The 14,620-nt window shown below is 71.3% G+C and carries 12 protein-coding genes; 4 read left to right on the top strand and 8 right to left on the bottom strand.

Features of this window, described 5'->3' with window-relative positions; translation table 11 throughout:
* Positions 1–6 precede the first annotated feature (6 nt).
* Both shc and BVG12_RS07170 read left to right on the top strand, forming a co-directional pair.
* Positions 7–2,010, top strand: a complete 2,004-nt coding sequence (shc, locus tag BVG12_RS07175; protein ID WP_075791835.1) for a squalene--hopene cyclase — start codon at positions 7–9, stop codon at positions 2,008–2,010.
* 3 nt (positions 2,011–2,013) lie between these two features.
* A complete protein-coding gene (locus BVG12_RS07170) occupies positions 2,014–2,709 on the top strand; it encodes a phosphorylase family protein (protein ID WP_075791834.1) in 696 nt (231 codons plus the stop codon).
* 9 nt (positions 2,710–2,718) lie between these two features.
* Here the strand turns inward: BVG12_RS07170 and BVG12_RS07165 are convergent, their stop codons facing one another.
* Both BVG12_RS07165 and hpnN read right to left on the bottom strand, forming a co-directional pair.
* A complete protein-coding gene (locus BVG12_RS07165) occupies positions 2,719–3,435 on the bottom strand; it encodes an MlaA family lipoprotein (protein ID WP_083684715.1) in 717 nt (238 codons plus the stop codon).
* Positions 3,436–3,447: 12 nt separating this feature from the next.
* Entirely contained in the window at positions 3,448–6,051 is a 2,604-nt protein-coding gene (hpnN, locus tag BVG12_RS07160) for a hopanoid transporter HpnN (protein WP_075791832.1), read from the bottom strand.
* Positions 6,052–6,242: 191 nt separating this feature from the next.
* On the opposite strand from hpnN, the gene BVG12_RS07155 reads away from it, so the two are divergent.
* Positions 6,243–6,854, top strand: coding sequence for an MlaC/ttg2D family ABC transporter substrate-binding protein (locus BVG12_RS07155; RefSeq protein ID WP_075791831.1), 612 nt, complete (start codon positions 6,243–6,245; stop codon positions 6,852–6,854).
* Here BVG12_RS07155 and BVG12_RS07150 read toward each other — a convergent pair.
* The 6 genes from BVG12_RS07150 to ispH are packed head-to-tail and all read right to left on the bottom strand — an operon-like array spanning position 6,820 to position 13,460.
* Entirely contained in the window at positions 6,820–7,839 is a 1,020-nt protein-coding gene (locus BVG12_RS07150) for a lysylphosphatidylglycerol synthase domain-containing protein (protein ID WP_075791830.1), read from the bottom strand. The genes BVG12_RS07155 and BVG12_RS07150 overlap by 35 nt on opposite strands.
* Positions 7,836–8,729 (bottom strand): hopanoid biosynthesis-associated protein HpnK, encoded by an 894-nt coding sequence (hpnK, locus tag BVG12_RS07145; protein ID WP_075791829.1) that lies wholly within the window; start codon positions 8,727–8,729, stop codon positions 7,836–7,838. Before hpnK ends, BVG12_RS07150 begins: the two co-directional genes overlap by 4 nt.
* Complete coding sequence (hpnJ, locus tag BVG12_RS07140; protein ID WP_075796246.1) at positions 8,726–10,171, bottom strand: hopanoid biosynthesis associated radical SAM protein HpnJ; 1,446 nt, start codon at positions 10,169–10,171, stop codon at positions 8,726–8,728. Before hpnJ ends, hpnK begins: the two co-directional genes overlap by 4 nt.
* A complete protein-coding gene (hpnI, locus tag BVG12_RS07135) occupies positions 10,168–11,352 on the bottom strand; it encodes a bacteriohopanetetrol glucosamine biosynthesis glycosyltransferase HpnI (RefSeq protein WP_075791828.1) in 1,185 nt (394 codons plus the stop codon). The genes hpnJ and hpnI overlap by 4 nt, the downstream gene beginning before the upstream one ends.
* A complete protein-coding gene (gene hpnH / locus BVG12_RS07130) occupies positions 11,352–12,494 on the bottom strand; it encodes an adenosyl-hopene transferase HpnH (protein ID WP_075791827.1) in 1,143 nt (380 codons plus the stop codon). The genes hpnI and hpnH overlap by 1 nt, the downstream gene beginning before the upstream one ends.
* Before the next feature lie 24 nt (positions 12,495–12,518).
* A complete protein-coding gene (gene ispH / locus BVG12_RS07125; protein WP_075791826.1) occupies positions 12,519–13,460 on the bottom strand; it encodes a 4-hydroxy-3-methylbut-2-enyl diphosphate reductase in 942 nt (313 codons plus the stop codon).
* A gap of 146 nt (positions 13,461–13,606) precedes the next feature.
* Between ispH and hpnA the strand changes: the two genes are divergently transcribed.
* Positions 13,607–14,605, top strand: a complete 999-nt coding sequence (hpnA, locus tag BVG12_RS07120; protein WP_075791825.1) for a hopanoid-associated sugar epimerase — start codon at positions 13,607–13,609, stop codon at positions 14,603–14,605.
* Positions 14,606–14,620: the final 15 nt, after the last annotated feature.

Raw genomic sequence — 14,620 nt, 5'->3', positions numbered from 1 at the left:
AGCGACATGCGGTACGAGACTTTCCGGGCGGCGGCCCAGGCCGGCGCCATCGAAGCCGAACGGACGCGGACGGCCAGAGCGCGCCTGCAGCCCGCCATCGACGGGGCGCTCGCGGCCCTGCTGGCCGATCAGCGTGCGGACGGGCACTGGGTCTACGAACTGGAAGCGGACGTCACCATCCCGGCCGAATACGTGCTGATGGTCCACTACCTGGGCGAAACACCGGATGCCGAACTGGAGCGCAAGATCGCCCGCTACCTGCGTAACCGGCAGGGCGAACACGGCGGCTGGCCCTTGTTCCATGGCGGCGCGTTCGACCCGAGCGCCAGCGTGAAAGCCTATTTCGCCCTCAAGATGATCGGCGATCCGCCGGACGCGCCCCATATGGCGCGGGCGCGCGAAGCGATCCGCGCGCACGGCGGCGCCGAGCGGAGCAATGTGTTTACGCGCATGCTGCTGGCGCTGTTCGGCGAGATGCCGTGGACTGCCGTGCCCGTGATGCCGGTGGAAATCGCGCTGCTGCCGCGCTGGTCGCCGTTCCACCTGGCTAAGGTTTCGTACTGGACGCGTACGGTCCTGACGCCGCTGCTCGTGCTGGGCGCGCTGCGGCCGCGCGCCAAGAATCCGCGCGAATTGGGTGTGAGCGAGCTCTTCCTCGCGCCGCCGGACGGCCTCGGGCTGGCGCCGCGCGCGCCGCACCAGGGCCGCCTGTGGTTCGCGCTGTTCCGCACGCTCGAATCACAGATGCGCCTGCTCGCGCCGCGCCTGCCGGCGCGCGTGCGCCGGCGCGCGCTCGAGCAGGCGGCCGCGTTCGTGCGCGCGCGCCTGAACGGCGAGCATGGCCTGGGCGCCATCTTCCCCGCGATGGTCAATGCCGTGCAGATGCTCGACGTGCTGGGCCACACGCCCGAGGCCGCCACCGCGCGGCGCGCGATCGACCGGCTGCTCGTCGACCATGGCGACGAAGCGTATTGCCAGCCCTGCCTGTCGCCCGTGTGGGACACCGCGCTGATGTGCCATGCGCTGCTGGAAACGGGCGAGCCCGCGGCGGTCGATGCGGCGCGCCGCGGGCTCGACTGGCTGCTGCCGTTGCAAATCCTCGACACGTCCGGCGACTGGGCGGTGCGCCGGCCCGGCTTGCGTCCCGGCGGCTGGGCGTTCCAGTATGAGAACGCGTGTTATCCCGACGTCGACGACACGGCCGTCGTGGCGATGGCGATGCACCGGGCGGCGTACCTCGAACCGCGGCCGGTGCCGGACCGCTATCTGGAGGCTGTCGCCCGCGCCCGCGAGTGGATCGTCGGCATGCAGAGCCGCGGGGGCGGCTGGGGCGCGTTCGAGGCCGACAACACGCACCACTACCTGAACCACATCCCGTTCGCCGACCATGGCGCGCTGCTCGACCCGCCGACGGCGGACGTGTCGGCACGCTGCCTTTCGATGCTGGCCCAGCTGGAGCCGGGCGCATGCGCGCACCGCCGTTCGCCGGCCGCGCGCGCACTGGGCTGGCTCCTGCGCCAGCAGGAACGGAACGGCAGCTGGTATGGACGCTGGGGCGTGAACTATGTCTACGGCACCTGGTGCGCGTTGTGCGCCCTGGCCGCCGCCGGCCTGCCGTCCGATGCGCCACCCGTGGTGCGCGCCACCCGCTGGCTGGCGTTCGTCCAGAATCCGGATGGGGGCTGGGGCGAGGGCGGCGAGAGCTACTGGCTCGACTACGACCGCCACGCGTGGGCGCCGTCGACGGCATCCCAGACCGCGTGGGCGCTGCTGGGTCTGATGGCGGCCGGCGCCGTCGACACCCCGGCCGTCGCGCGCGGCATCGCCTGGCTCGTCGACCGTCAACGGCCGGACGGCTTGTGGGACGAACCGCAGCACACGGCGACGGGCTTCCCCCGCGTGTTCTACCTGCGCTACCACGGCTACGCCCGCTATTTCCCGCTGTGGGCGCTGGCGCGCTACCGCAACCTGCGCGCGGGCGGCAGCGGCCGGGTGGCGTTCGGGATGTGACCCGTGGCGGACGCGGCGGGCACGCGCGTGCTGGCCGTCTGCGGGATGCCGTTCGAGGCGGCGATCGCGGCCGGGCCCGGCGTCGTGACCGTGTGCGGACCGGGGCCGTGGCGGATCGCGCAGAGGCTGCACGATGTCCTTGACGACGCGGCCGCGGGACGGTGGGCCGGCATCCTGAGCTTCGGCTGCGCGGGCGGGCTCGACCCGCAGCTCCCGTGCGGCAGCTGCGTCGTGGCCGTGGGCGTGCTGACGCCGGACGGCCCCGTCGCGGCCGACCCGGACTGGACGGGCGCGCTGCTGGCCCGCCTGCCCGGTGCCCATGCGGCGGCGCTGGCCGGGGTCGATGCGCCGCTCGCGACCCGCGCCGCGAAGGCACAGCTGTGGCGCACGTCCGGTGCCGTCGCCGCCGACATGGAATCGCATGCCGCCGCGCTGGCCGCGCGCCGGCACGGCTTGCCGTTCGCCGCGTGCCGCGTGGTGCTCGATCCGGCCTGGCGCAGCGTGCCCGCGTGCGCGCTGGCCGGGATGGACGCCGCGGGGGCGGCGCCGCCCGTGCTGCCCGTGCTGCGTGCGCTGGCGAGCGAGCCGGGGCAGCTCGCGTCGTTGTGCGCGCTGGCCCGCGACGCATGGGTGGCGCGGCGGGAACTGCGGCGCGCGCGCGCACGGCTCGGCGCCGCGTTGGGATGGCCGGCGCGGTGATACGCGCCGTCATTTGCCCGTGTTGCCATCGTCCTTGCCGTAGTCCGGCAGGGGTGCTTCCTTGCCCTGGTCGAGGAGGGCGCGGCGGCGTCCCAGATAGGCGTCGCGGACGAACAGATAGCGGTCGAGCGCGGCCTGCTCCAGCAGGTTCGTCGCATTCAGGTAGCGGGCCCGGGTGCTGACGAAGTCGACGCCCCACAGCGTGTTGCGCGCGGCCGGGCGGGTCCAGTTGGCCGGCGCGGCGTACTGGTCGACGCCGAAGCCGGTCGCATCGCGGAACGTGCTGGGCCCGAACAGCGGCAGCACGAGGTACGGGCCGGCGGGCACGCCGTAGTGCCCCAGCGTGAGGCCGAAGTCCTGGTCGCGCTTGGCGATGCCGGCCGGCGTGGCGATGTCGAGCACGCCCAGCAGGCCGAGCGTGCTGTTGACGGCCACGCGCATCAGGTCGTTCATGCCGTCCATCAGGCGCAGCTGGGCGAAATCGTTGACCATCACGGTGACGTCACCCAAGTTCGAAAAGAAGTTGTCCACGCCGGTGCGGACGGGTCGCGGCACGACGCGGTTGTACGTGCGCGCGACCGGTTGGGCGATGTGGCGGTCGAGCGTGTCGTTGAAGCGGAACGTGGCGCGGTTGAGCGGTTCCAGCGGATCGGCCGGATCGCGTTGCGGGCCGGTGGCGCAGCCGCACAACAGCACGAGGGGCAGGCATGACATTAAGCGTGGCATGGCGGTTCTCGCTCAGGAAGAAGGGGCCGGCGGGCGGGGCTGCCCCAGCAGGACGGGCTGGAAGAACACGGCGCCGATCAGGGTGCAGACGAGCGCCAGCACCAGCAGCTTGCCCATGCTGGCGGTGCCGGGGTGGTGCGACAGCCACAGGCTGCCGAACGCGGTGCCCGTGGTCGCCGCGCTGAGGACGATGGCTTGCGTGAGCGGATGTTCCAGCCGGGCCGGCTGGCCGGCGCGCCAGGCCATGATGTAATAAATCTTGAAGGCCACGCCGACGCCCAGCAGCAGCGGCAACGCGATGATGTTCGCGAAATTCAGGTGGATGCCCAGCAGCACGCACGCCTCGAGCGTGGCGAGGCTCGACACGAGCAGCGGCACCATCGTCAGCAGCACGTCGCCGACGCGCCGGAACGCGATCCACAACAGCAGCGCGATCGTTCCGACGGCGAGCAGTGCCGCCTGCACGAAGGCCGCGATGATCAGGTCGGCCGCATGGCGCACGGAGATCGGGCCACCGGTGGCGTCCGGCGCGACGCGCAGCACGGCGTCGGCGAAGCGCCCCAGCCGGCTGTCGTCGCCGAATCCCGTCCCGGCGGGGCGTTTGGGACTCACGTCGACGAGCGCGCGGCCGTCGGGTGCGATCCAGTTGCGGCGCAGCGGCGCGGGCAAGGTCGCGAGCGTCACCGGTGCCGGGTGCAGCGCAAGGCGCAAGCCGTCCAGCGCCAGCCGCAGCGGCCCCGCGAGCGCGTGGTCGGCGCGGTCGCGGGTGGCCGGGCCGGCGCGCGCCAATGCGGTCAGCGCTTGCGCGAGCCGCGCGGCGGCGTCCGCGCCCGGGCCCGGATGGTCGAGTGCGGCATTGTGCAGCGACAGCGCGGCCGTCCGCAGCGCCGCGACACGCTGCGGGTCGGGCGCCGGCGCGGCCGGCGGCCGGTCGAGCGCCGGATCGAGGCGGACGGCGGCGGCGGCGATGGCGGCCAGTTTTTCCGGCTGCCGGTCGGGCACGAGGCTCGCCGCCGTCAGCGCATGGGCCACGTCGGGCAGGCGCTCCAGGCGCACGGCCAGCGCCGCCGCCTGCGCGAGCGACGGGGCGAGCACCTGCACGTTGTCGAGACCGATGTCGGTGCCCTGCGCGAGGGAGGTCAGCGTCGCCATCGATTCACTGCCGGGATTCTTCAGGTGCAGCGGATCGAAGTCGAATGTCAGGCGCCACAGCAGGGGGATGCCGCCGATGACGAGGGCCAGCGTGGCCGCGAGCACGGTCTTGCGATGGGTCTGCAGCGCGTTGTCCACGCCCGCCAGCCACGGATAACCGGGCGCGACCGTGCCCGGCGGCGGATCGGCGAGGCGGATCAGGGCGGGCAGCACGGTCACGCAGGCGGGCAGGGCGACGCACAGGATGCCGACCCCCGCGATCTGTCCCAGCTCTGCCACGCCGCGGTAAGCCGTCGGCAGGAATGCGAGGAAGCCGAACGCGGTGGCCGTCGCCGCGAGCGTGAGCGGCAGCGCGAGCGCGCGCGCCGTCGCCAGCAGCGCGGGGCCCGTGCCGGGCCGGATGCGCCGCAATTCGCGGAAGCGCATGCCGAACTGGATGCCGAAGTCGATGCCCAGCCCGACGAACAGGATGGCGAACGCGATGGAGATCAGGTTCAGCGCGCCCACCATCATGAGGCCCAGCGCCGCCGTCAGCGCGAGACCGCCCAGCATCGTCGCGCACAGCGCCAGCACGAGCGGTGTCGAGCGCAGCGCGCGCCACAGCAGCACGAGCACGATCGCGACGGGGATGGCCCCGACCAGCGGCGAGCCTTCCTGCAGCGACGCGAATTCGTCGTCGGACAGCGGCACGGCCCCCGTCAGCGCCACGTGCGCCCCGTGGCGCTCGGCCAGGCGCAGGTCGGCGGCGGCCGCGCGGATCGCGTCGCTGGACGCGGCGCCCGGCAGCAGGGCGTTGTAGTCGAGCACGGGCCTGACTTCCACCAGGCCGGCCTCCGTGGCGGCCGCCGGTGTCGTCACGAGACGCTGCCAGGACAGCGCGGCGGGCCGCCCGGCAAGCACCGCCTCGACGGTGGCGGCGCTCTGCGCCAGCAGCGGCGCCATGTGCGCGAGCGTGACCTGGCCGGTGAGCAGCGGCGTGCCCAGCGTGACCGACAGCAGGTTCGCCAGGCCGCGCAGCGACGGGTCGTGCGCGAGGGCGTCCAGCAGCGGGCGGGCGTCGGCGAGCCGTTGCGCCAGCGCGGCCACGTCCGGCGCGTCGAGGTAGAGCAGGCCCGCGCGGCGGAAGAAGTCGTCGCCGGGGCCGAGATCGACCGTGCGGAACAGGGCGGGCCGGCGGCGCAGGCGGTCGGCCAGTTCGCGCGCCGCCTGGGCCGCGAACTCGGGCGCCGGGGCGCGCACGACGGCCAGGGTCGTGTCGCCCCGGTTCGGGAACGCGGCGGCGATGGCGGCGTCGCGGCGGGCCCATGGCGTTTGTGCGTCGATCAACTGTCCGACATCCGTATTGATCGCGAAATGGCGTGCGACATAGAGCCCAGAGGCAAGCACCAACAGTGCAAAGGCCCCGACCACCGCCCACGGATGGCGGCACGACAGGTGAACGAGCCTGGCGATCGGGTTGGTCATGGGTGAACACCGGAGAGCTGCGTCCATTAGACCGGAGAACCCGGCGATCGACGTTATGATCCGCCGCATGTGCGCGCGGATGGGCGCTGCGCACGGTGTTTCTTGCCGCGAGCGTCTCGCGAAAGGAACAGCGGTGGCGGGAACACTTGGGGCAGGCCGACGGTCTTATGCATGTGTCGAACGGAGATCCCATGAAGCCGACAACCTGTTTGCTGACGCTGGTCCTGTCCATCCCGGCCGCCTATGCCCAGCAGGTGGACATCCGTCGGCCGGAACAAATGCTCAAGGACACCATCGACAAGGTCATGGGCGCCATCCGCAACGACCCCGCCGCGCGGGCCGGCGACCCCGAGCGGACGCTCCAGATCGTCCGCAGCGATTTCCTGCCCGCCACGGACTTCATGCTGACGACGCAGTACGCCGTCGGCAGCGCGTGGGCGCAGGCGACGCCGGCCCAGCGTGACGCCTTGTTCCAGGAATTCCAGACCCTGCTGGCCCGCACTTACGCCATCCAGCTGACGCAGCTCCAGCAGGAGAACACGCAATTCCGCTACGCGCCTGCCGCCCGCCCCGCGGCAAACGCCAACGACGCCGTCGTCAGGACGACCGTGATCACAGGCGGCGACGCGATGCCGATCGACTACCGGATGCACCGGACGGCCACGGGATGGAAGATCTACGACATCAACATGATGGGCGCGTGGATGATCCAGGTGTACCGCCAGCAGTTCGCGCCTCGGCTGGCGTCCGGGGGCATCGACGGTTTGATCAAATACCTGGCGGCTCATAATCGCGGACCTTGAGCGGAGGCCGCGGGCGGCGCAGTTCGGCCCATTGCCACGAGACGAGGGCCGGCACGCCGGTGACGATCTCGCGCATCCGCTTGACGAGCGCCAGCGCCAGCGCCACGTCGCCGCCGACGCCGGCCAGCTGGCCGAACAGCAGCACGGCCGCTTCCTGCACGCCCAGGCCGGCGGGCACCATGAAGCCGGCGTGGCGCACGGCCTGGGTCAACGCCTCGATGGCGAGCGCGGCCTGCACGCCGACCGGATGGCCGAGCAGGGCCAGCACATACCACGTCTCGAACGTGCCCAGCACGTACGACAGCAGCGACCACAGCGCCGCGCGTGCGAGAAGACCGGGTTGTGCGAACAGACACCGGATCGCGGCATCGATCCGCGCGCCGTCGGGGAGGTGTTGCGCGCCGGGCAGGCGCCGCGTCCACCGTTCGACCCGTGCGAACGGCGTGCCCCGCGCCAGCCACCACCACGCGAGGAGCGGCAGCGGCAGGGAGAGCAGCAACGCGGCCACAACGATCCCGACCTGGCCCGGGCCCGCGGCAAGCCGCAACATCAGCACGGCGCCGAGACCGCAGAACACGTACAGCACGACGATCGTCAACAGCACTTCGACGACGACGCTGGCCGCCACGCCCGCCACGCCCGCCGCGTCCGGAATCCGGCGCCGCGCGAGCCGCACCCCGACCACCTCGCCACCGATGTTCGCCACCGGCAGCAGGCGGTTGACGCCCTCGCGCACGAACGCGACCCACAGCAGGAACACGGGGCCGGCCGCGCGGCCGGGGTCGAACGGATCGAGCAGCAGCCGCCACGCGCGGGTGTCGAGCGCCTGCGTGACGACGCGCGCCGGCACGATCAGCAGCAGCGCCCACCCGGCACGCTCGACGGCAGCCGCGATGCCCGCCCAGCCTTCGGTGTCGATGAGCGCGGCAAGCAGCGCGAGTCCGGCGGCCGCTGCCAGCCAGCCCAGCCTGCGGGCGCCGTTCATGGGCCGGCGCGGCCGTGCACGGCGGCGTGGGCGTCTGCGGCGTCGACGGACGGGCCCGTGATGACGAGGTCGGCATACCCGCCGACACGCCAGCCTCCCGCGCGCAACGCGTCGCATCTGGCGCGCACGCGCGGCGAGACGAGGGCGGCGAATTCGTCCGCGTGACGGTAGCCGCGCATCGACGGCGCGATCGCCGCACCCTGGTCGAGCGCCGGATGCAGGTAGATGTCGACGATGCCCGCTGCCGGCAGGCGGTCCAGCGCGGCCAGCAGGGCCTGCTCGTCGAAGCGGCCCGACTCGCGGATGCCGATCACGTAGTCGTTGTGGGCGATGCCCGCCGCGTCCAGTCTTGCTGCCAGCAGCGCCAGCCATGGACGCAGCCACGGCGGCGGTCCCGTCTCGCGCGGCAGCCGCACGGCGCGCAGGCCGAATTCGCGGCCGATACCGAGGATGAGCGACAGGATCGTCGGATGCAGGTGGAAATGCTTGTGCGCATTGACGTGGTCGAGCGCCAGGCCGCTGGCGGCGTACGCTTCGAACTGGGCGCGGATCTCCGCTGCGAGCTGGCGGCGCACGCGCGGCAGGCAGAAATAACGCATGCCGTCGCGTACCATGCGGGCGCCGAACTGGCCGCTCCCGTCGACGAGATCGGGAATGGCCCGCGGCGGCAACACGGATGGTCCGTCGGCCAGCACGAGATGCAGCCCGACGCGCAGCCCCGGCAAGGCGCGTGCGCGGGCGATCGCGTCCCCGGCCGCGGACGCGCCCACCATCAGGCTGGCGGCCGTCAGGATGCCTTTCGCATGCGCGCGCTCGACGGCCTCGTTCACACTGGGGTGCAGGCCGAAGTCGTCGGCGGTCACGATCAGGCCGGCCGTACCGGGATTCATGAATGCGACGCGCCGTGGGCGCGCAGGAAGTGGAAGAATTCGACACCTTCGCGCAGGCGGCGGCGGGTCATGTCCCAGCTGCGCAGCATCTCGCTGACGATTTCCCAGATCTTCGATGGGCGGAAGTAAAAGCTCCGATAAAACTGTTCCACGCCATGGTAGATCTCGTCGCGCGACAGGTGCGGATAGCTGAGGGCCGCCAGTTGCATGCCGCTCCCGTCGACGAGGTGGATGGTCTTGTGCGGCGGGATCCAGTCGTTTTCCAGCGCCTGTTCGTACAGCCGGGTGCCTGGATACGGGGCGGCCAGCGAGACCTGGATCGTGTGCGGATTGATTTCCTTGGCGAATTCTATGGATTTCGCGATCGTCTCGCGCGTTTCGCCGGGCAGGCCGAGGATGAAGGTGCCGTGCACCGTGATGCCGAGCGCGCGGCAGTCGGCGGCGAAGCGGCGCGCGATGTCCGTCCGCAAGCCCTTCTTGATGTTCAGGAGGATCTGGTCGTCGCCGGACTCATACCCGACGAGCAGCAGTCGCAGACCGTTTTCCTTCATCACTTTGAGCGTCGAGTAGGGCACGTTCGCCTTGGCATTGCACGACCACGTCACGCCCAGCTTGCCCAGGCCCCGCGCGATCTCTTCGGCGCGGGGGCGGAAGTCCGTGAACGTGTCGTCGTCGAACATGATTTCCTTCACTTCCGGCATGTTTTCCTTGATCCAGCTGACCTCGGCCAGCACGTTTTCCGCCGAGCGGGTGCGGTAGCGGTGGCCGCCGACCGTCTGCGGCCACAGGCAGAACGTGCAGCGCGAGCGGCACCCGCGCCCCGTGTACAGCGAGACGTACGGATAATTCAGGTAGCCGATGAAGTAGTTGCGGATGTTCAGGTCGCGCCGGTAGACGGGCGCCACGAACGGCAGCGCGTCCATGTCTTCGATGATGGCGCGCGGCGGATTGTGGCGGATGGCACCGCCATGGTCGCGCCAGCTGACGCCGTCGATGTCCGCCAGCGGCCGGCCTTCCGCGATGTCGCGGCAGGTGTAGTCGAATTCTTCGCGCGCGACGAAATCGATGGCGGCGGAGGCCTGCAGCGACCCGTCCGGATCGACCGCGACCTTCGCACCCACCATGCCGATGCGTATCCGGGGATGCGTCTCCTTCAGCAACCCGGCGAAGCGCACGTCGCCGGGAAACGACGGTGTGCTCGTGTGGATGATCACGAGCTCGTAATCCCGTGCGATGTCGAGCGTCTGCGCGACGGTGAGGCCGTCCGCGGGGGCGTCGAGCAGCCGGCTGCCGGGCACGAGGGCCGCCGGCTGGGCCAGCCACGTCGGATACCAGAACGATCGGATCTCACGCTTCGCCTGGTAGCGCGAGCCGGCACCGCCGTCGAAGCCGTCGAACGAGGGCGCCTGCAGAAACAGGGTCTTGAGTAGGGTCGTGGTCATCGTCGTGGTGTCCATGAGCGTTGTCGCCTGGATGGCGATTCCGTTGTGGCGTCCGCCGGCGCGCGGCCTGTATCGATGGGCAGGCGGTGCCCGCGCCAGCGCGCCGTCGTGCCCGTGAAGCCGCTCAGCCACGCCGCCAACAGCAGGCAATCGCGCAGCAGGGCATGGCGGGCATGGCCGGGTGCCGGCACGCCGGGCGCCGGCTGCCGCCAATGCAGGCCGAGACGCGCGGCGCCGCCGGCCAGCGCCAGCGCCGCATTCCACGCGGTCGGTGCCAGGGACACACCGAGCGCCAGCATCGGCAGGGTGAAGGTGATGAAGGTGCAGGCATAGCCGAGCGGATTGAGGGAGCGGATGGTCTGCATCCAGCGCCGCTCGCGTGCCCACAGCGCGCGCAGGCTGTCTTCGGTCACGTCGGTGGCGACGCAGACGTCGGACAGGACCGTCCTGAGGCCCAGGCCGCGGGTGAGTTCGCCGAGTCGGTAGTCGTCGGCCAGGCGGTTCTTCAAGACCTCGACACCGCCGATGGCGCGCAGCGTCGACGCCCGCACGGCGATCGTCGCGCCGAAGGCGAAGGCACTGCCGCCGCCGCTGCTCGCGACACGCACGGACGGTGCGAACCACGTGTCGATGAAGAGCGCGCCGATGCGGGACCAGAACCCGTCCGCCGGGCGTCCGTGGTAGAGACAGGTGACGATGCCGACGTCCGGCAAGGCGAGCGGCGCCGTCACGCGCGCGAGGTAGTCGGGCTCGACGGCAATGTCGCTGTCGGCCAGTACCAGCCACGGATGGCGCGCGGCACCGATCATGTTGATCAGGTTGCTCACCTTGCGATTGCTGCCGTGAACCCGCGGATCGACGACGAGGCGCATGTCGACGTTGGGGAAACGGTGCGCGAGTCGCGCGACGACGGCGATGGCCGGGTCGTCCGGCGCGCGGACGCCGAACACGAGCTGGTAACACGGATGGGTTTGCGTGCACAAGCCGGCGAGGTTGTCTTCCAGGCGCGGCTCGGCGCCGCACAGGGGCTTGAGCACCGTGACGGGTGTCGGGGCCCGCGTGTTCTCCGGACCGCGCGCGGGGCGTCCGCGGCAGAGCAGGGCGGCCAGCGCGTACAGTGCCGCCAGCAGCGTCAGCGCCGTGCCGGCAATGGCCGCGAACGACGGCAGCGCCGGCGCCATCACGGCGCGCCCCCGTTCATCCCGGCCTTGCGGCCCCGGATCTCTTCCAGCCGGATGGCGACCTGATGCGCATGCACGTGCTGCGCGGGGCGCTGATCGGCCAGCGGGATGTCGGGCGCCATCGGTCCGCGCGTCGTCACGCCCCGCAGCGCGACCTTCGCGGCGGCAATGGGACGGGCGAGGGTGTCCGTGACGGCGCTTGCCTCGTAGCCGCTGTGCACCATGCAGTCGGCGCATTTTTCGTAGCGACCCGTGCCGTAGGCATCCCAGTCGGTCTCGTCCATGAGTTCGCGGAACGTGCGGGCATATCCCTCGCCGAGCAGGTAGCAGGGGCGTTGCCAGCCGAATACCGTACGGGTGGGATTGCCCCAGGGCGTGCAGTGATAGGTCTGGTTCCCGGCGAGGAAGTCAAGGAACAGGCTGGACTGGCTGAACGCCCAGCGGCGCCCGCCTTCGCCGCGCGCGAATATGTCCCGGAACAATTGCCTGGTTCGACTGCGTGCGAGGAAATGCTGTTGCTCCGGGGCGCGCTCGTACGCATAGCCGGGCGATACGGTGATGCCGTCGACCTCCATCGCCTTCAACGTGTCGAAGAAGCGGGCCACGCGGTCGGGCTGGGCGTCGTTGAACAGCGTGCAGTTGACGTTGACGCGGAAACCCAGCGCCTTGGCGTGCGCGATCGCGGCGACCGCGCGCCGGTAGACGCCCGGCCGGCAGACGGAGCGGTCGTGCATGTCCTCGTCGCCGTCGAGGTGCACGGACCACGTGAAGAACGGGCCCGGACGGAATTTGTCGAGCTGTCGGTCCATCAGCAGGGCATTGGTGCACAGGTAGACGAATTTATGCCGGGCGACGATGCCGGCGACGATCGCGGGCATGTCCTTGTGCAGCAGCGGCTCGCCGCCCGCGATGGAGACGACGGGCGCGCCGCATTCGTCGACGGCGTCCAGGCATTCGTCCACCGACAGGCGCTGGTCCAGGATCTCGCCCGGATAATCGATCTTGCCGCATCCCGCGCAGGCCAGGTTGCAGCGGAACAGGGGCTCGAGCATCAGCGCGAGCGGGTAGCGGCGCTCGCCGGCCAGGTGCTTGCGCAGCACGTAGGCGCCGACCAGGGCTTTTTGCAGGAACGGAATCGCCATGCGCGTCTCCTCCGCATTTCCTCGTTACTTGTCCGTTCGGCCGGAGCCCGCGAGCGCGCGCGGCAACCGGAATTCGATGTGTTCCTCGATGCCGTCCATCGTCGAGACGTCGACGGGCCCGAGCGCGCGCAGGGCGTCGATCACGTGCTCGACCATGGCCTCGGGCGCGGAGGCGCCGGCCGTGATGCCGACCACGGCCGCGCCCGCGACCCAGGCGGGATCGAGCTCGCTGCCGTCGGCCAGCAGCCACGTCGGGGTGCCGGTCTCGGCGCCGATCTCGCGCAACCGGTTCGAGTTCGAGCTGTTCGGCGCGCCGACGACGAGCAGCACGTCGACCCGGCGGCACAGGTCGCGCACGGCGCGCTGGCGGTTTTGCGTGGCGTAGCAGATGTCGCGCACGTCGGGGCCGACGATGTCGGTGAAGCGCCGCCGCAGCGCCGCGATGACGTTGCGCGTGTCGTCCACGCTGAGCGTCGTCTGCGTCACGTACGCCACCGGCGTGTCGGCCGGCAGGTCGAGCGCCTCCGCTTCGCGCTCGTCACTCACGAGCAGGACGCGGCCGTCGATCTGGCCCATGGTCCCCTCGACCTCGGGGTGGCCCGGATGGCCGATCAGGATCACCGTGCGCCCGCTGGCCGCGTACTGGCGGCCCTGGATGTGGACCTTGGCGACGAGCGGACAGGTCGCGTCCAGCACGTGCAGGGCGCGCGTCTCCGCGTCGGCCTCGACCGTGCGGGCCACGCCGTGCGCGCTGAAGATCGTCACGGCCTGCCGCGGCACCTCGCCGAGCTCTTCGACGAACACGGCGCCCTTGGCGCGCAGCCCGTTCACGACGGCCTTGTTGTGGACGATTTCGTGGCGCACGTACACAGGCGCGCCGTGCCGTTCGAGTGCGCGCTCGACGATCTCGATGGCTCGGACGACGCCCGCGCAAAACCCGCGCGGCTGGGCAAGGATCACATGCATGACGGTTCCCCGTGCTTTCCGGTCGTGCAGATTGGAGTGGGCGCGGGCGCACAAGTTCAGCCGATATGTTTGATCTGGATGCTTTATGCCGATCGCATGCCGGGCCTAAAATGCGCCGCTGATGGATCGGGAAAGTGAGAGTGGTGATGGGCGGAAACCTCGTGCTGGTCACGGGCGCGGCCGGATTCGTCGGGGCCGCCGTGGCGCGCGCGGCACTGGCGCAGGGTTATGCCGTCCGTGTTCTGGTGCGCGCCGGCAGCCCGCGGCGCAACCTGGTGGGGCTCGACGCCGAGCTCATCGAAGGCGACATGCGCGACCCGGCCGCCATCGGGCGCGCGCTGGACGGTGCACGCTTCCTGCTGCATGTCGCAGCGGATTACCGGCTGTGGGCGCCGGACCCTGGCGAGATCATGCGCAACAACCTCGCCGGCACGCAGGCCGTGATGCGGGCCGCACTGGCGACCGGGGTCGAGCGCATCGTCGTGACCAGCAGCGTGGCCACGCTGCGGGTGGGGCCGTCGACCGTGGCGGCCACGGAAGACGCGCCGCTGGCGGAGAATGAAGCCATCGGCGCGTACAAGCGCAGCAAGGTGGCGGCCGAACGGCTGGTCGAGCGTATGGTCGCGCACGATGGCTTGCCGGCCGTGATCGTCAACCCGTCGACGCCGGTCGGCGCGCGCGACGTGCGGCCGACGCCGACCGGCCGCATCATCGTCGAGGCGGCGCGCGGACGGATGCCGGCCTACGTGGAGACGGGGTTGAACGTCGTCGACGTCGAGGACGTGGCGCATGGGCATATGCTCGCGCTGGCGCATGGGCGCGTGGGCGAGCGCTACATCCTCGGCGGGCAGAACGTGATGCTGCGGGATCTGCTGGGCGGGATCGCGGAACTCGTCGGCCGGCCGCCGCCGCGCCTGCGATTGCCGGCCGCGCCGCTGGTGCCGCTGGCGCACGCGGCCGAGGCACTGGCGCGCCTGCGCGGCCGGGAGCCGTTCCTGACGGTGGACGGTTTGAAGATGTCGCGTAACCGGATGTTTTTTTCGTCGGCCAAGGCGGAGCGGGAGCTCGGCTACCGGCCCGGGCCGTACATGGACGGCGTCCGGGCGGCGGTGGCGTGGTTCGGACGCGAGGGCTATCTCGACTGATGGCGCGATGTGGCG

Origin of the sequence: Massilia putida, assembly GCF_001941825.1 — a bacterium.
Taxonomy (GTDB): Bacteria; Pseudomonadota; Gammaproteobacteria; order Burkholderiales; family Burkholderiaceae_D; genus Telluria; species Telluria putida.
This window is presented reverse-complemented; position numbering and strand designations above follow the sequence as displayed.